This is a genomic window from Azospirillum formosense (assembly GCF_013340925.1).
Taxonomy (GTDB): Bacteria; Pseudomonadota; Alphaproteobacteria; order Azospirillales; family Azospirillaceae; genus Azospirillum; species Azospirillum formosense.
Genome location: NZ_WHOR01000142.1, coordinates 1 through 14618, shown reverse-complemented (window position 1 = coordinate 14618; position 14618 = coordinate 1). Strand labels below are relative to the sequence as shown.

Annotated in this window: 18 protein-coding genes; 10 read left to right on the top strand and 8 right to left on the bottom strand. The window is 67.0% G+C overall.

From position 1 onward, the window contains the following. The 4 genes from GBZ26_RS17985 to GBZ26_RS17970 all read left to right on the top strand — a co-directional run. On the top strand, positions 1-1255 hold a 1255-nt coding region (locus tag GBZ26_RS17985; RefSeq protein WP_211104814.1), incomplete at its 5' end, for a cysteine desulfurase. After that, a complete protein-coding gene (sufU, locus tag GBZ26_RS17980; protein ID WP_109069516.1) occupies positions 1252-1719 on the top strand; it encodes a Fe-S cluster assembly sulfur transfer protein SufU in 468 nt (155 codons plus the stop codon). The genes GBZ26_RS17985 and sufU, both read left to right, overlap by 4 nt. Positions 1720-1742: 23 nt before the next feature. Beyond that, positions 1743-2150 carry an iron-sulfur cluster assembly protein gene (locus tag GBZ26_RS17975; RefSeq protein ID WP_137141036.1) on the top strand — a complete coding sequence of 136 codons (408 nt, stop codon included), beginning with the start codon at positions 1743-1745 and terminating at the stop codon, positions 2148-2150. A gap of 16 nt (positions 2151-2166) precedes the next feature. Beyond that, entirely contained in the window at positions 2167-2523 is a 357-nt protein-coding gene (locus GBZ26_RS17970) for a HesB/IscA family protein (RefSeq protein WP_014197143.1), read from the top strand. A 21-nt stretch (positions 2524-2544) separates the two neighbouring features. Here GBZ26_RS17970 and GBZ26_RS17965 read toward each other — a convergent pair whose 3' ends face one another. After that, positions 2545-3060 carry a DUF305 domain-containing protein gene (locus tag GBZ26_RS17965; RefSeq protein ID WP_174440010.1) on the bottom strand — a complete coding sequence of 172 codons (516 nt, stop codon included), beginning with the start codon at positions 3058-3060 and terminating at the stop codon, positions 2545-2547. A gap of 167 nt (positions 3061-3227) precedes the next feature. Between GBZ26_RS17965 and pepN the strand changes: the two genes are divergently transcribed. Continuing rightward, positions 3228-5885: an aminopeptidase N gene (pepN, locus tag GBZ26_RS17960; RefSeq protein WP_174440009.1), complete on the top strand. Its 2658-nt coding sequence runs from the start codon at positions 3228-3230 to the stop codon at positions 5883-5885. A 70-nt stretch (positions 5886-5955) separates the two neighbouring features. Here the strand turns inward: pepN and GBZ26_RS17955 are convergent, their stop codons facing one another. The 3 genes from GBZ26_RS17955 to GBZ26_RS17945 all read right to left on the bottom strand — a co-directional run bounded on the left by GBZ26_RS17955 (position 5956) and on the right by GBZ26_RS17945 (position 7663). Next, a complete protein-coding gene (locus GBZ26_RS17955; protein WP_014197150.1) occupies positions 5956-6336 on the bottom strand; it encodes a c-type cytochrome in 381 nt (126 codons plus the stop codon). Between the two features lie 129 nt (positions 6337-6465). Further along, positions 6466-7086: an SRPBCC family protein gene (locus tag GBZ26_RS17950; RefSeq protein WP_174440008.1), complete on the bottom strand. Its 621-nt coding sequence runs from the start codon at positions 7084-7086 to the stop codon at positions 6466-6468. A 115-nt stretch (positions 7087-7201) separates the two neighbouring features. After that, positions 7202-7663 (bottom strand): hypothetical protein, encoded by a 462-nt coding sequence (locus tag GBZ26_RS17945; RefSeq protein ID WP_174440007.1) that lies wholly within the window; start codon positions 7661-7663, stop codon positions 7202-7204. A 234-nt stretch (positions 7664-7897) separates the two neighbouring features. Here GBZ26_RS17945 and folK point away from each other — a divergent pair, with 234 nt between their 5' ends. The 3 genes from folK to GBZ26_RS17930 all read left to right on the top strand — a co-directional run bounded on the left by folK (position 7898) and on the right by GBZ26_RS17930 (position 9320). After that, positions 7898-8404, top strand: a complete 507-nt coding sequence (folK, locus tag GBZ26_RS17940) for a 2-amino-4-hydroxy-6-hydroxymethyldihydropteridine diphosphokinase (protein WP_174440006.1) — start codon at positions 7898-7900, stop codon at positions 8402-8404. Positions 8405-8548: 144 nt separating this feature from the next. After that, positions 8549-8956 carry a dihydroneopterin aldolase gene (locus tag GBZ26_RS17935; RefSeq protein WP_246653902.1) on the top strand — a complete coding sequence of 136 codons (408 nt, stop codon included), beginning with the start codon at positions 8549-8551 and terminating at the stop codon, positions 8954-8956. Positions 8957-9161: 205 nt separating this feature from the next. Further along, positions 9162-9320 (top strand): hypothetical protein, encoded by a 159-nt coding sequence (locus tag GBZ26_RS17930; protein ID WP_174440004.1) that lies wholly within the window; start codon positions 9162-9164, stop codon positions 9318-9320. Positions 9321-9379: 59 nt separating this feature from the next. On the opposite strand, the gene GBZ26_RS17925 is transcribed toward GBZ26_RS17930, so the two are convergent. The 4 genes from GBZ26_RS17925 to GBZ26_RS17910 form a co-directional block, all read right to left on the bottom strand. Beyond that, positions 9380-9739: a hypothetical protein gene (locus GBZ26_RS17925; protein ID WP_174440003.1), complete on the bottom strand. Its 360-nt coding sequence runs from the start codon at positions 9737-9739 to the stop codon at positions 9380-9382. A gap of 252 nt (positions 9740-9991) precedes the next feature. Then, positions 9992-10252 (bottom strand): hypothetical protein, encoded by a 261-nt coding sequence (locus tag GBZ26_RS17920; protein WP_174440002.1) that lies wholly within the window; start codon positions 10250-10252, stop codon positions 9992-9994. A gap of 148 nt (positions 10253-10400) precedes the next feature. Then, on the bottom strand, positions 10401-11267 hold the full coding sequence (locus GBZ26_RS17915) for a universal stress protein (protein WP_174440001.1): 867 nt from the start codon (positions 11265-11267) through the stop codon (positions 10401-10403). Between the two features lie 138 nt (positions 11268-11405). Continuing rightward, positions 11406-12965 (bottom strand): bifunctional aminoglycoside phosphotransferase/ATP-binding protein, encoded by a 1560-nt coding sequence (locus tag GBZ26_RS17910; RefSeq protein WP_174440000.1) that lies wholly within the window; start codon positions 12963-12965, stop codon positions 11406-11408. 257 nt (positions 12966-13222) lie between these two features. Here GBZ26_RS17910 and GBZ26_RS17905 point away from each other — a divergent pair, with 257 nt between their 5' ends. Together GBZ26_RS17905 and GBZ26_RS17900 are read left to right on the top strand one after the other, a co-directional pair. After that, complete coding sequence (locus GBZ26_RS17905; protein WP_343207273.1) at positions 13223-13798, top strand: acyloxyacyl hydrolase; 576 nt, start codon at positions 13223-13225, stop codon at positions 13796-13798. A gap of 162 nt (positions 13799-13960) precedes the next feature. After that, complete coding sequence (locus GBZ26_RS17900; protein WP_174439999.1) at positions 13961-14503, top strand: DUF2934 domain-containing protein; 543 nt, start codon at positions 13961-13963, stop codon at positions 14501-14503. The last annotated feature ends 115 nt before the right edge of the window (positions 14504-14618 follow it).

The window sequence follows — 14618 nt, the reverse complement described above, 5'->3', positions numbered from 1 at the left end:
CCCCACCCTCGCCCCCGCCTTCGACGTGGAGCGCGTCCGCGCCGACTTCCCCATCCTGTCGCGCAGCGTGCACGAGCGGAAGGGCAAGCCCGGCAAGCCGCTCGTCTATCTGGACAGCGCCGCCTCCGCGCAGAAGCCGCGGCAGGTCATCGACGCCATGACCCGCTTCCTGGAGGAGGATTATTCCAACATCCACCGGGGCGTCCATTTCCTGTCGCAGACCGCGACCGACCAGTTCGAGGAGGCCCGCCGCAAGGTTGCCCGCTTCCTGAACGCCCCGTCGGAGCGCAACATCGTCTTCACCCGCAGCGCGACCGAGGCCGTCAACCTCGTCGCCCACAGCTATGGGCGGTCCTTCCTGTCGGAAGGCGACGAGATCATCGTCTCGGTCATGGAGCACCACGCCAACATCGTGCCGTGGCAGCTCCTCCAGATGGACAAGGGCATCCGCATCAAGGTCGTCCCGGTGGACGAGCACGGGGTGCTGGACCTGAACGCCTACGAGGACCTGCTGTCCGACCGCACGAAGCTGGTGGCGATGACCCACTGCTCCAACGTGCTGGGCACGGTGACTCCGGCCAAGATCATCGCCCGCATGGCGCACGAGCGCGGCGTGCCGGTGCTGTTCGACGGCAGCCAGGCCGCGGTGCACGGCGTGGTGGACGTCCAGGACATCGACGCCGACTTCTACATCATGACCGGCCACAAGCTCTACGGCCCGACCGGGACCGGCGTGCTGTACGGCAAGTACGACCTGCTGAAGAAGATGCCCCCTTATCAGGGCGGCGGCGACATGATCGAGAGCGTCAGCTTCGAGGGCACCACCTTCAAGGCCCCGCCGGCCCGCTTCGAGGCCGGCACGCCGGCGATCACCGAGGTCATCGGGCTGGGCGTGGCGCTGGACTACATGGAGACGCTGGGCCGCGAGGCCATCGCGGCGCACGAGCACGACCTGCTCCAGTACGCCACGCAGCAGCTCTCCCAGATCGACGGCCTGCGCATTTACGGCACCGCGCCGGGCAAGGGTCCGATCATCTCCTTCACGCTGGAGGGCGTGCACCCGCACGACCTCGGCACCATCGTGGACCAGTACGGCGTGGCCGTCCGCGTCGGCCGCCACTGCGCGGAGCCGCTGATGGAGCGTTTCGGGGTCGGCGCCACGGCGCGGGCCAGCTTCGCCCTTTACAACACGCGGGCGGAAGCCGACGCTCTGGTCGAATCGGTGATCGCGGTGAAGGAGTTCTTCGGAGCATGATGGACGAACTGCGCGAGCTGTACCAGGAAGTGATCCTGGACCACGGCAAGAACCCCCGGAACTTCCGGCATCCCGACGATGCCAACCGGGAGGCCAAGGGCGAGAACCCCATGTGCGGCGACCGCTTCATGGTCTATCTGAAGCTGAAGGACGGGGTGGTGGAGGACGTGGCCTTCCAGGGCCGCGGCTGCGCCATCTCCACCGCCAGCGCGTCCATGATGACCGAGGTGGTCAAGGGCAAGACCGAGGCGGAGGCCAAGGCCCTGTTCGAGACCTTCCACGACCTCTGCACCAAGGACGACCACGAACACGGCGACCACGGTCCGGTGGACGAGGACGCCATGGAACGGCTGATGGTGCTGTCCGGCGTCCGTCAGTTCCCGGTGCGCGTGAAATGCGCCACCCTCGCCTGGCACGCGATGAACGCGGCCATCGAAGGCGAGGACAAGGCGAGCAGCGAGTAAGTTGCAGGAAACGGTGAAACGCGATGCCCGATGACGCGATCTCCAAGGAAGCCGACGCCGCGGAGGCCAGGCCGATGAACCAGACCGAAGCGGACATGGCCGCGGCCAAGGCCGCCTACGACCCGCGCGCCGCGCTGAGCGAGGCGGTGATCTCGGCGCTGAAGAGCTGCTACGACCCGGAAATCCCCGTGGACATCTGGGAGCTCGGCCTGATCTACCGCGTCGACATCGGCCCGAACAACGAGGTCGAGATCGACATGACCCTGACCAGCCCCATGTGCCCGGTGGCCGGCGAACTGCCGATGCAGGTGCAGCAGGCGGTTGAGTCCGTCGAGGACGTCACCACATGCAAGGTGGAACTGGTTTGGGAACCGCCCTGGCGCCAGGACATGATGTCCGAGGTCGCGCGGGTCCAACTGGACATGTTTTAAGGAGGCGAAGATCCCCATGGCCACGGCTTCTACGGCTTCTCTCCCCAAGGCCCTTTCCATCACCGACGCCGCCGCGGAGCGCGTGCGGATGCTGATGGCGAAGGCGACGGACGACTACATCGGCCTGCGCATCGGCGTGAAGGCGAAGGGCTGCTCCGGCCTCAGCTACGACGTGCAGTACGCCAAGGAAAAGATGAAGTTCGACGAGGTGGTGGAGGACAAAGGCGTCACCGTCCTGATCGATCCCGCCGCCGTGATGTTCCTGATCGGCAGCGAGATGGACTACGTCGACGACAAGTTCCAGACCGGCTTCGTCTTCAAGAACCCGAACGAGAAAGGCCGCTGCGGCTGCGGCGAGAGCTTCCACGTCTGAGCGGACACGGAAGGAGGGCGCCTATTCCTTGGCGGGCGCAGGCGCTCCCCGTTCCCGATAGGACAGCAGATCAGGCGCCGCATCCGGTGTGGGATTGCGCTCCAGATCGGCGATCAGCGCTTTCATCTCACCGATTTCGCGCACCTGCGCCTCGATGATGCGATCCGCCAGTTCGCGTACCCGCGGGTCGCGAATGTGGGCGCGCTCGCTGGTCATGATCGCGATGGAATGGTGCGGGATCATCGCCTTCATGTAGGACACGTCGTCCACGGTCTCCTGGCTGCGCACCAGCCACAGCGCCCCGGCGAACACCACGACTCCCGCTGCGACAATAGCGATGTTGGTGGCGGTGTTCCTGTACATGGTCCACATGAAGGCGATCATGATGATCGCCATCGTGGCCCCCATCACCACGGCCATCCAGGTCCGCGTCTGGCTGTAGAACACATGGTCGAGGGCATAGGTGTTCAAATACATCAGCCCGAACATCACGACCGTCGAGACCGCGATCATCGCCGAAAAGCGCCAATAGCTCATGACCTCTCGCTCCGCCGTCAAGCCCCATGACTGCGAACAGCGAACGGCAATCATCGTCCCGCCGGGAATGGCGCCCCTGTCCAACGCCCCTTCCCGTCCCCACTCTCCATGCTAGAGTCCGTCCCCGCGACGCCGACACGACCAAAACAAGGTTAGAGAAAAGCCCCATGGACAAAGGCACGCCCAAGGCCATCCGCCTCCAGGATTACCGCCCGCCCGCGCATCTGATCGACACGGTCGATCTGTTCTTCGACCTCGGCGAGGAGGTGACTACGGTCCGCGCGCAGCTCGGGTTGCGGCGCAACCCGGCGCGCGACGACGCGGCGGCGCTGCCGCTGACGCTGGACGGGCAGCGGTTGGAACTGGTGTCCGTGGCGCTCAACGGCCAGCCGCTGGGCGATGCCGACTACACCGTCACGCCGGACCATCTGACCGTCCACAGCGTGCCGGAGACCTTCACGCTGGAATCCGTCGTTCGCATCAAGCCGCAGGAGAACACCGCGCTGGAGGGACTCTACAAGTCCTCCGGCAACTTCTGCACGCAGTGCGAGGCGGAGGGCTTCCGCAAGATCACCTATTTCGCCGACCGGCCCGACGTGATGGCCCGCTACACCACCACGATCACCGCGGACAAGGCGCGCTACCCGGTGCTGCTGTCCAACGGCAATCTCATGGAAGCCGGCGACCTGCCCGACGGGCGCCACCGCGCGGTGTGGGAAGACCCCTTCCCCAAGCCATGCTACCTGTTCGCCCTGGTCGCCGGCACGCTGGTGCACCAGGAGGACCACTTCCGCACCGCGTCCGGCCGCGACGTCACCCTGCGCATCTATGTCGAGCCGGGGAACGAGGACAAGGTCGACCACGCCATGCGCTCGCTCATCAAGTCGATGCGCTGGGACGAGGAGGTGTTCGGTCTGGAGTACGACCTCGACATCTTCAACATCGTCGCGGTCGGGGACTTCAACATGGGGGCGATGGAGAACAAGTCCCTCAACGTCTTCAACACCAAATACATCCTGGCGAAGCCGGAGACCGCCACCGACCAGGACTTCCTGGGCATCGAGGCGGTGGTGGCGCACGAGTATTTCCACAACTGGACCGGCAACCGCGTCACCTGCCGCGACTGGTTCCAGCTGTCGCTGAAGGAAGGGCTGACCGTCTTCCGCGACCAGGAGTTCTCCAGCGATATGAACTCGCGGGCGGTCAAGCGCATCGCCGACGTGCAGCGCCTGCGCACCGTGCAGTTCCCCGAGGATTCCGGCGCCATGGCGCACCCGGTGCGCCCGGACAGCTATGTGGAAATCAACAACTTCTACACCCCCACCGTCTACGACAAGGGGTCGGAAGTCATCCGCATGTACCACACCCTGCTGGGGCCGCAGGGCTTCCGCAAGGGCATGGACCTGTATTTCCAGCGCCACGACGGGCAGGCGGTGACCTGCGACGACTTCGCCGCGGCGATGTCCGACGCCACCGGCGTGGACCTGACCCAGTTCAAGCGCTGGTACCGTCAGGCCGGCACGCCGGAACTGGACGTCACCGGCGCCTATGACGAGGCGGCCAAGACCTACCGGCTGACCGTCCGGCAGACCGTGCCGCCCACTCCCGGCCAGCCGGTGAAGGAGCCGATGCACATCCCGCTGGTCATGGGGCTGCTCGGTCCGAACGGGGCGGACCTGCCGCTGCGCCTGACGGGCGAGGCGGAACCCGCCGGCACCAGCCGCACCCTGCACATCACAGAAACCGAGCAGACCTTCACGTTCGTCGACGTGCCGGCCCGCCCGGTGCCGTCGCTGCTGCGCGGCTTCTCCGCCCCGGTGAAGCTGCGGGCCGACCTGACGGACGGCGACCTGACCTTCCTGATGGCCAACGACAGCGACGCCTTCAACCGCTGGGAGGCCGGGCAGACGCTCGCCACCCGCCTGCTGCTTTCCCTGGTCGCCGACCGGCAGGCCGGGCGGGAGCTGGCTCTGCCCCAGAGCTTCGTCGACGCGGTGGGTGCCGTCCTGAAGGACGCCGACCAGGATCCGGCCTTCGCCGCGCAGGCCCTGGTGCTGCCGACCGAGAGCTACCTCGGCACGCAGATGGAGGTGATCGACCCCGACGCCATCCACGCCGTGCGCGAGTTCGCCCGCCAGCGGCTGGCCGAGGCGCTGCGGCCCGGCTGGCTGGACACCTACCGCCGCAACGCGGGCAATGAGCCCTTCTCGGTCAACGCCGCGGCCATCGGCCGTCGGGCGCTGAAAAATCTGTGCCTCGCCTACCTGATGGCACTGGAGGACGAGGAAGCGCTCGGCCTCTGCCTCGGCCAGTATCGCGGCGCCCAGGCGATGACCGACGTGATGGCGGCGCTCCAGTTCCTCAGCAACTCCAGCGCACCGGAGCGGGACGAGGCCATCGCCGCGTTCTACGAGCGCTGGAAGGGTGAGGCGCTGGTCGTGGACAAGTGGTTCGGCGTGCAGGCGACCTCGCACCGGCCCGACGCCCTGGAGCGGGTGACGGCGCTGCTCGCACACCCCGCCTTCGAGATCCGCAACCCGAACAAGGTCTACGCCCTGATCGGCGGATTCGCGGGCGGCAATCCGGTGCGCTTCCACGACACCAGCGGGGCGGGCTATCGCTTCCTGGCCGATCAGGTCCTGAGGCTCGACCCGATGAACCCGCAGGTGGCGGCGCGCATGGTCGGCCCCTTCTCGCGCCTGCGCCGCTACGACGCGACGCGACGCGCCCTGATGAAGGCCGAACTGGAGCGCATCGTCGCAACGCCGGGCCTGTCGCCGGACGTCTTCGAAGTGGCCAGCAAGAGCCTGGAGGCCGCGGGCTGAGTGAAATGGAAACGGGCCGGAGGGTTTCCCCTCCGGCCCATCCCTCCCCCGCGCCGAAACGCGGGCGTCTTTACTTCTGCTCGGCCAGGAAGGCGACCAGATCGTCCACCTTGCCGGCGTCCTTGATGCCGGCGAAGGCCATCGTGCCACCCGGAACGACTTCCTTCGGGGCGGTGATGTAGGCCTTCAGGTTGTCCGGGGTCCAGGTCAGACCGCCGGCGGCCTTCTCCTGCATCGGCTTGGAATACTTGAAGCCGTCGATCGAGGCGGCCGGGCGGCCCACGACGCCGAACAGCGACGGGCCGACCTTGTTCTTGCCCTGCTCGGCGGTGTGGCAGGCCATGCACTGCTTGAAGACGTCCTTACCGGCGGCGGCGTCAGCGGCCTGCGCGGCGCCCGCGCCCATGGCAATGCCGGCGATCAGGGCGGCGCCCAGGATATGCTTGTTCATTGGTCAGATTCCCCCTTCCGGATGAGGCCGGCGTTCTGGTGCCGGCAGGTTCGGGCGCAGCATACACATTCTGTGGTTAAGGCCAACCCCCCAACGTGTCGCGCCCACAGCACAAACACCAAATACGGGTTATTTCATCCATGCCAGAAGAAGGACAAGTACGGCCACCACGACCAGCGCCGCCCAAGGCACATAAAAGCCTCCACGGCCCCGGGCGGCGGGAAGCGGAATGGGGATCTCCGGGGCGGGGGCGGCCACGGCGGGCGTTATCGGTTGTGGAGCGGCCGCACTCGTCGCCGCAGGCTGCGGTCCTCCGACCACAACCGTGAAGCGGTTGAAGAAATCGTCGGCCATCTTGCGCGCCGTGGCGTCCACCAGACGGGACCCGATCTGCGCCAGCTTGCCACCGACCGTGGCGTGCGCGGTGTAGGACAGGATCGTCGCCGCCTCGCCGTCGGGTTCCAGCGAGACCTTGGCGCCGCCCTTGCCGAAACCGGCGGCCCCGCCGGAGCCTTCGCCGGTGATGGTGTAGCCGTTGGGCGGGTCGAGTTCCGACAGCGTCACCTTGCCGGAGAATTTGGCGCTGACCGGACCGACCTTGGCGACCACCTTCGCGGTGAATTCCGTGTCGGAGGTCTTCTGCACCTCCTCGCAGCCGGGAATGCACTGGCGCAGGATGTCCGGATCGTTCAGCGCCGCCCAAACCTTGTCGCGCGGTGCCGTGATGCGCTGGCTGCCGCTCATGTCCATGACGTGGTCCTCCCATGCATTTTTACAGCCAAGCCATAGCCGGACGATACGGCAAGGCCGCAACCGGCGACAGTCCCCCTTTCAGCCAGAATGGGACGGTGCGGCGCGGAACAGTTCAACGCGGGGCGGGCGGCACGCAATTCTGGACGATCGGCGTGCAGGCGGACAGCGAGGCGTTGCCTGGGTAGGACACCTGCTCCACCACCCCGCCCGGCCCCAGGACGAAGGTGGCCTCGCACATGCCGGGGGATGAGGAACCGATCGGAAGCCCGAATCCCAGCCCGACGCCGACGCCGCTGGAACCGCCCCCGCCGAAGCCGCCAACGCCGATGCTGCTGCCACCGAGCGGGCTGACCGCAACGCCAGGATCGGAGACATAGGTGTAATATTCCCGTCCGCCGGCCTGGGCCTGCCGCGCCGGAACCCCGGCGCAGGCGAGCAGCCGCTCCTTCGGCATGCCGACCAGTTCGGTCTGGGCGCGCCGGGCGATCTCCGGGTCCGGCCCCGTGGCGCAGGAGGCCAGGAGCGCACCGGCCAGCCCCAGAAGCGTCGCCGTCCCGATATGCCGAACCGCCATGACCATTCCCCCCGATGCAGCGTCGCACGACTGGCACAACCCCGTCCGCCGCTTGCGGTTCCCGGAGAAAGCCGGCTACCTAAACCGGAGCGTGCTCCATATCGGCCCTTTCCACCGGACGAAAGGCAGGTTTCGGATGTGACGGCGGCGCCGTCCGACGCTTTGACGGTTGATGGAACGGAGGATCATGGTATGACTGACGTGGGTTTGGTTTCGACTAGCGACGGTTCCGCGATGACCACGGTCTACCTTGCGCTCGGCAGCAATCTTGGCGACCGCGCCGCCAATCTGGCGGCGGCGCAGCGGCGGCTCGCTCCGCAGGTCCGCATCACTCTGGCGTCGCCCGTCTATGAGACCGCCCCGATGTATGTGACCGACCAGCCGTCCTTCCTGAACATGGTTTTGCGCGCGCAGACGGCTCTCGGTCCGTGGGAGCTTCTTCGCCATGTCAAGGACATCGAGGCGGAGATGGGTCGCGATCTGGAAGGCGGACTTCGCTTCGGGCCGCGCCCCATCGACATCGACATCCTGCTCTACGGCGAACTGGTGATGTACGCGCCGGAACTGGAGATTCCCCATCCCCGCATCGCGGAGCGCGCCTTCGTCCTGGCCCCGCTGGCCGACATCGCGGGCGGCCTCCAGCACCCGGCCATCGCGCGCAGCTTCGACGATCTTCTGGCCACCGTGTCAGGGCGCGACACCGTGGTCCGCACCGCAATGGACCTGTCTGTGGCGGTCTGAGTGTGCTGATGGTTTGGCGTTTTGATGGTCTGACCTTGCCGAGAGGGCTGGCGCCTGCGCTATAGTGGGCGCGGCGCAGCGACGAGGCGGCCGCCCCGGACCGGGGCATCGACCAGGGCCACCGCCCGCCAGGAGATGTCTTTTTTGGCCAACGATCCCGTTTCCCGACACACCGGCTCCAATTCCCCCGGCGCCGCGGCGACTTACACCATCCTGCTGCGTGATTTCACCGCCACCGTGTCGCTCGCCGGGCACTCCGGACGCCACACCGTCTTTATCAGTTTGGAGTTGAAGGTCAGTCACCCCGGCCAGGGCTTTCCCGACGACATAACCGCGGTCATGTCCTACGAGGACATCGTGGAGGATCTGCGCCGGCTGTGCGCCGAGGAAACGGTGTCCGGCCCCGATTATCTGGCCGACCGCACCGCGGCGTTTTGCATGGCCCAGCCGAAGGTCCGCCATGTGCGCGTCGATGTGGAACTGCCGTCCCTGCTTCCCGACACGGCCGGGGCCGGTGTCACGATCACACGGAACCGCGACGCGGAGCAGTGAACCCGTCCACCTCCACCATCGCGGTAACACTTTTGCCGATATAGGCATCGGTTCGGTGTTCAGGCATGAACACTCAGCGGTTTTCTACCCTTGCGCAAACCGCGATAGAATATTTCGCGATGCAGCATTGTTGCGAAATACCGTATCTGAAGTACAATAGAACCACGCCGCCACAAGGCCGGCCCGAATGCACAGGGAGGGTAACATGGACCAATTGACGGCTCCGACCCTGTCGGAAATCCTGGACGAGCCCATCATCGTCGCCCTGATGAATCGGGATGGTATGACCGCCGAGACGCTGCGACAGCTTCTTGAACAGGTCGGACGCAATTTGCGTGACCGCGAGGATCGGCTGGCCGCCTGAGCGGGCGGAGTCGGGCGGCGGGTCCCGGCCAGAGGGACCGCCGCGGAACCGGCCGGCGTTCAGCGGACGGACACGACGCGGAAGGGGCGCTGCTGTCCATCATGCTCGGTGATGGAAATGTACTCCCCCTCGACCAGAGTATGACGATCGAAGCGGAAGATCGGTTCGTCGTCGTCGCTGTCGTCGGCGTCGTAATCGAACAGCCATCCCTTGCCCCGATGGATCAGATGGCCGGTCTGCTCGTCCTCCCCGCGCCAGAAGCGGCGGACCGTGCAGGCTGCCTTGTGGCCGCGCCATTCCTCCAGGTCCAGATGGCCGTCCGCGGTCAACGGGGCGTGGAACTCATAGCCATGCTCCGCGCTGCCTTCCGGATGGTCGGCGGTACGGGCCAGTTCGAGGCGGATCGTCTTTAAGGGCATGGGCGTTCGTCCTTTTCTGGCGGCGGAACAAGACAGCGCGTCGCTGTGGCCCAACGGTTGGGGGAGCGCGCCGAGCACGCTCCCCGCCGTCTCCCGACGCGATCCCGCCAATGCCAACCGAACGGGGGGCCGGTTGTTCCGCACCTCCCCACCCCCAGAAGCACCGTCACGGCCAGAAGCGCCGCCTCGGTGCGTGTGGGGCATTTCCTTCCCGTCGCCGTCTCTTGTTGTCGGCTTCTATTGCGAGTTCGGCTACAGGGCCGGGTGCTGGTGCATGAAGCCGTCCAGGACCACGGTCAGTTGGCGGGCGTGGACGGTCTGCCCATGGCTGCGGGCCCGGTCGATGTCCTCGCGGATGATGCGGGCGATCCGGCGGATCCCTTCGGCGTCATGGGCAAGGCAGCAGCCCAGTTCCACCGCCAGGATTTCCGGCAGATGCTCATGCTCCGCGATGGCGTCGATTTCCGCTTCGGTCAGATCGCTGAGCGCGATGCAATCGTCGATCGTCAACATGGCGCGTTCCCTTCCCGATTGCCGGGCCTTGCCCGGACCGGAGTCCGGGTGGCCCTTGTGGTTGAAAACCATCGGCGTGGAGGGCCCCGTCGTTGCGGCGCCGCGCGTCGGATCGCAGAAGCCCGGCCTGTTGGAAAGAGCCCCTCGATCAGTGGGCCATCAGCACGGGCAGTCCGGCGTGATTCAGGACATAGCGGGTCACGCCACCCAGGATCATTTCCCGCATCCGGCTGTGTCCGTAGCCCCCCATCACGAGGAGGTCGGACCCAAGTTCCGCGGCCTTGTTGATGATGGCTTGGCCGACGGGTTCCGATCCCGGCTTCAATATGGTTACCTGAACGTTAACACCATGCCAAGCGAGATATTGGGCAATGCGACGCCCTGCCGCAGCCTGGGTGTTTGACGTCTCGGCGGTCAGGACATGGACGGTGTCGGCACCGGTCAGGAAGGGCATCGCCCCGGTCAGGGCGCGCACCGATTCGGGGCTGCCGTTCCAGGCGAGCGCCACCGTGCGCCCGATCTCGTCCGGCAGCGTGGCGGGCGCCAGCAGCAGCGGACGCGCCGCACCCAGCAGGGCGCTTTCCACCGTGGCGTAAGCCTGGGTGTTGCTGTCCAGGGTAGTGTGAGCGAAGACAAGCAGGTCGGCCAGCCGCCCTTCGCGGGGCACCACCTCCTCGACGCGGCCCGTCTCCTCCCGCCATTGGGCGGTCGGCGCCTCGACGCCGGTCGGGATGTCGCGCAGTTCGATTCCTGCGGCGCGGACGACGTCGTCGAAGGTGCGGCGGGCGGTGTGGAGGTGGGTCTTCGACTCCCCTTCGGCGGCGCGCATGATTTCCTCGACCATCGCGCCGGACATGCCCTCGCCCAGCATGGGCACGGCGTCGCGCGGGTCCAGCGATACGAACAGGGCATCGATATGGGCGTCGAATTCGCGCGCGATCGTCAGCGCCGCGTTCAAAGCCACCGTGTCGCCGTCGAGGCCGGCCAGCGGCACAAGGATCGTCTTGAGTGACATGATCTCCCCCCGGGCCGTTTCCGCCGGCCCATCTTATGGACGGTGCCTGTCGGAACGACGGCTGGATGCACCGTTTCCAGCGCCGCGCCGCCCGTATATTAGACCATGGGGAACCGGCGGCGCCCGTTCCACCTGGAATTACACCAGTCGCTCCAGCACGGCCGCAAGCGTTTCCCCCGCATCCCTGCCAGCATTCGCACGCAGCCACTCAAGCGGGCCCAGATCATAGACGTCCTGCCGCTCGGCCACCTCCGCCGTGGCGTCGGAGGCATCGCCGCGGCGGGCGGTGATCCGGGCGATCCGCGTGTCCAAGGGCGCGTCCAGCCAAACCCCGTCGAATCGCACGCCCGCCTCCTCCGCAAGACGGGCGACGGCGCTCCTCTCCTCCGGGCGGGCATGGACGGCGTCCAGCACCACGGCGTGGCCGGCGGCGAGCACGATCCGCGCCCGCTCCAGCAGCCCGGCATAGACCCGCCCGGTCACCGCCGGCGTGTAGGCGTCGGCGGGGAGCCGCTCCGTCTCCCCGACCCCGAACAGTCGCTTGCGCAACGCGTCGGAGCGCAGGACCACCGCGCCCGGCGCCGCGCCCAGCGACGGCGCCAGGGCGCGGGCCAACTGGGTCTTGCCGGTGCCGGACAGGCCGCCGATGGCGACCAGCCGCGGCGGCGGCGGTTCCAGCGCCGCGACGGCTTGCTCCAGATAGGCCAGCGCCTCCCCCTGCGACCGTCGCTCCACGTCCTCGCCGTGGCGGAGCGCCGCCGTCGTCGCGGCGATCTTGGCGCGGATGGCCGCCCGCGCCGACAGGAACAGGGGCAGCAGCGCCAACGCGCCATAGTCCTCCGTTGCGTCCAGACTGCGGTTGAGGAAGGCGTTGGCAAGGGGACGAAGCCGCCGCCGTTCCAAATCCATCAGCAGAAAGGCGAGGTCGTAGGCGACATCGATGACCGCCAACCGCTCGTCGAACTCAATGCCGTCGAATGGAACCGGCTTTCCTTCAAGAATAACGATGTTCCGCAGATGCAGGTCGCCATGGCAATGCCGGACAAAGCCGCGCCGTCTCCGCTCCTCCAGCAGCGGGACCAGGCGATCCAACGCCTCCGCCGAGCTGTCGGCCAGCGATTCGACGCGCTCCGGGGGAAACAGGGACGGGTTGGCGCGCAGCTCGGCGATGTTGCCGTCCACCACCTCCCGCATCGCCACGGCCCCGCCGCCATCGGGGCGCGGGTCCGCGGCCTTGTGAAAGGCGGTGACCGCGTCGGCCAGATCGCGAATCAACACGTCGTCCAGACCGCCCCGCTCCGCCACGCGGTCCAGCAGGGCGTCTTGTGGAAAGCGGCGCATCGCGACCAGCCAGTCCAGCGCCGTCCCCCCCGCCGCGTCCTCGCCGCCGAAGGCGAGCGCGCCGTCCGTCCGCCGCACCACCGACTCCAGGCCGAGATAAAGCGATGGCGCGGTTCGCCGGTTCAGCCGCAGTTCCTCCAGGCAGGCCGCGCGGCGCCGGTCGGCCGTCGAATAGTCGAGATAGGGATAGCGGACCGCGCGCTTCAGCTTGTAGGCCCGCTCACCCGCCAGGAAAACGATGGCGGCGTGGGTTTCGACACGCTCCACCGCCGCCCCGCCATGGCTCGCCGGATCGGCGAGGAAGGCGATCGCCATCTGCGTCGGGTCCTGTGCCGGATCGGAAGCGGCGTGCTGCATGACCGCAGTCTAGCACAAGTCTAGCACGCCCCCGCGCTTCCCGATGAGCCCCGTCAACCGCCCAGGCTCTCGCAAACAGGGCAGCCCTCCCACCATTGACGCGGGGGGTGGCGCACACGACATCTGGGAGTAGCACCGTTACTCGCTTGTGCGGGGGTGCGGAGCAACGCGTAATGCCACAACCGCGACGGGATCGGACGCGGTAGGCTGGAACAGCCGGAGTAGGACGGTCAACGATCGATCGGGAGCAGGCCGCCGTGCGTCATGGGACCTCGTGCCTCTGTCTGGTGGTTGCCGTGGCGGGCCTCGCGCTCTCCGCGTCCGCGGGCGCGCAGACCTTGTCGATGCCGGACGACCGGATCGGCAACTGGAAGATCGGCGGCCTCGCCTACAGCATGGGGGAGACGCCGGACACCAAGGTGTCCGACCTGCACAACAAGATCCGCATCGGCTCCTCCCTTCTGCCAAAGCTCGAAGGCTATGCGGAAGTGCGCCCCTGGGTGTCGCTCGGCCCGAGCGCGCCGGACGGCAGCCTGCACGGCATGGGAGGCATCCTGATCGACGTTCCGCTGGGGGGATCCTCCTTCGTCTTTACACCCAGCGTCGGCGCCGGGACCTTGCCGGTCACCCCGCGCGATCCGACGGGGTCGGGCAGCGTGGTCGAGTTCCGCTCCCAGCTCGAACTCGGCTACCAGTTCGAGAACAAGGCGCGCTTCAGCTTGGGCTACAGCCGCATCGACACCAGCGGCCCCGCCGCGGACGCCGCCGCACCGGCCAACAATGTGTTCGGATTCTATTACCGCATGCCGTTCGGAGCCTTTACCGGACGCTGACAGTCCGTCCGTTCTTTTGCAGCGCAACAGGGACAACCGCGAATCACTTGGCGTCTTTTCTGTCGCGAAGGCTGCGAAAAAGGGTTGGAAATACTCGCCTTAACCAGTTGTTAATGACGGCTGGTTCTATTGGCCTCGGGGACCAACGCCGGGGATTCGAACATGGCCAAGCGCAAGACCGCCACCGCAAAGACCGTCGAAGCCGCTCCGTCGCCTGAAGCGGCCGAAGCGCTCGCCACCGACACCGGGGCGGAAATCGTCCTGAACACCAACTTCGCGGCCATCGAACAGGACGCGGTCGCGCTGCTGCACGCCGCCAGCCTGCTCGTGGAAGCCGACACGCCGGAAAAGGCGAATCACGCCCTCGACCACAATCTGCGTCTCTGGGTCGCCATCAAGACGGTTCTGCAGAACGAAGAGAACACGCTGGAATCCGAGGTCAAGGCGAACCTGCGCAACCTCGCGCAGTACGTCACCGTCACCACCATGGGAGCGACCCGGGGTTCCATCGAGGCCAGCAAGCTGGTGTCGCTGTCGCGCATCAACATGCACATCGCCGAGGGACTGCTTCACGGACAGAAGAACCGCATGGTGCAGGAGCGCGCCTATGAGATCTGGGAGCGCGAGGGCCGCCCGAACGGGCGCGAGATGGATCACTGGCTGCTGGCCGAAGCCGAAATCGCCGACCTGTTGACCAACCGCTGACGGCACGCCCACCGGCCGGATCGGCGCCGTGCCGCAATCCGGCCATTCCGCCAGGACATGACCACCCGCGTCGCGGCAACGTGACGCGGGTGGTTGCAGTTGATAGCATCCGGGC

Excerpts from the sequence above, each read along its gene's own strand:
- sufU (WP_109069516.1), top strand. The coding sequence starts at position 1,252 with ATGATGGACGAACTGCGCGAGCTGTACCAGGAAGTGATCCTGGACCAC.
- GBZ26_RS17975 (WP_137141036.1), top strand. The coding sequence starts at position 1,743 with ATGCCCGATGACGCGATCTCCAAGGAAGCCGACGCCGCGGAGGCCAGG.
- GBZ26_RS17970 (WP_014197143.1), top strand. The coding sequence starts at position 2,167 with ATGGCCACGGCTTCTACGGCTTCTCTCCCCAAGGCCCTTTCCATCACC.
- GBZ26_RS17965 (WP_174440010.1), bottom strand. The coding sequence starts at position 3,060 with ATGAGCTATTGGCGCTTTTCGGCGATGATCGCGGTCTCGACGGTCGTG.
- pepN (WP_174440009.1), top strand. The coding sequence starts at position 3,228 with ATGGACAAAGGCACGCCCAAGGCCATCCGCCTCCAGGATTACCGCCCG.
- GBZ26_RS17955 (WP_014197150.1), bottom strand. The coding sequence starts at position 6,336 with ATGAACAAGCATATCCTGGGCGCCGCCCTGATCGCCGGCATTGCCATG.
- GBZ26_RS17950 (WP_174440008.1), bottom strand. The coding sequence starts at position 7,086 with ATGGACATGAGCGGCAGCCAGCGCATCACGGCACCGCGCGACAAGGTT.
- GBZ26_RS17945 (WP_174440007.1), bottom strand. The coding sequence starts at position 7,663 with ATGGCGGTTCGGCATATCGGGACGGCGACGCTTCTGGGGCTGGCCGGT.
- folK (WP_174440006.1), top strand. The coding sequence starts at position 7,898 with ATGACCACGGTCTACCTTGCGCTCGGCAGCAATCTTGGCGACCGCGCC.
- GBZ26_RS17930 (WP_174440004.1), top strand. The coding sequence starts at position 9,162 with ATGGACCAATTGACGGCTCCGACCCTGTCGGAAATCCTGGACGAGCCC.
- GBZ26_RS17925 (WP_174440003.1), bottom strand. The coding sequence starts at position 9,739 with ATGCCCTTAAAGACGATCCGCCTCGAACTGGCCCGTACCGCCGACCAT.
- GBZ26_RS17920 (WP_174440002.1), bottom strand. The coding sequence starts at position 10,252 with ATGTTGACGATCGACGATTGCATCGCGCTCAGCGATCTGACCGAAGCG.
- GBZ26_RS17915 (WP_174440001.1), bottom strand. The coding sequence starts at position 11,267 with ATGTCACTCAAGACGATCCTTGTGCCGCTGGCCGGCCTCGACGGCGAC.
- GBZ26_RS17910 (WP_174440000.1), bottom strand. The coding sequence starts at position 12,965 with ATGCAGCACGCCGCTTCCGATCCGGCACAGGACCCGACGCAGATGGCG.
- GBZ26_RS17900 (WP_174439999.1), top strand. The coding sequence starts at position 13,961 with ATGGCCAAGCGCAAGACCGCCACCGCAAAGACCGTCGAAGCCGCTCCG.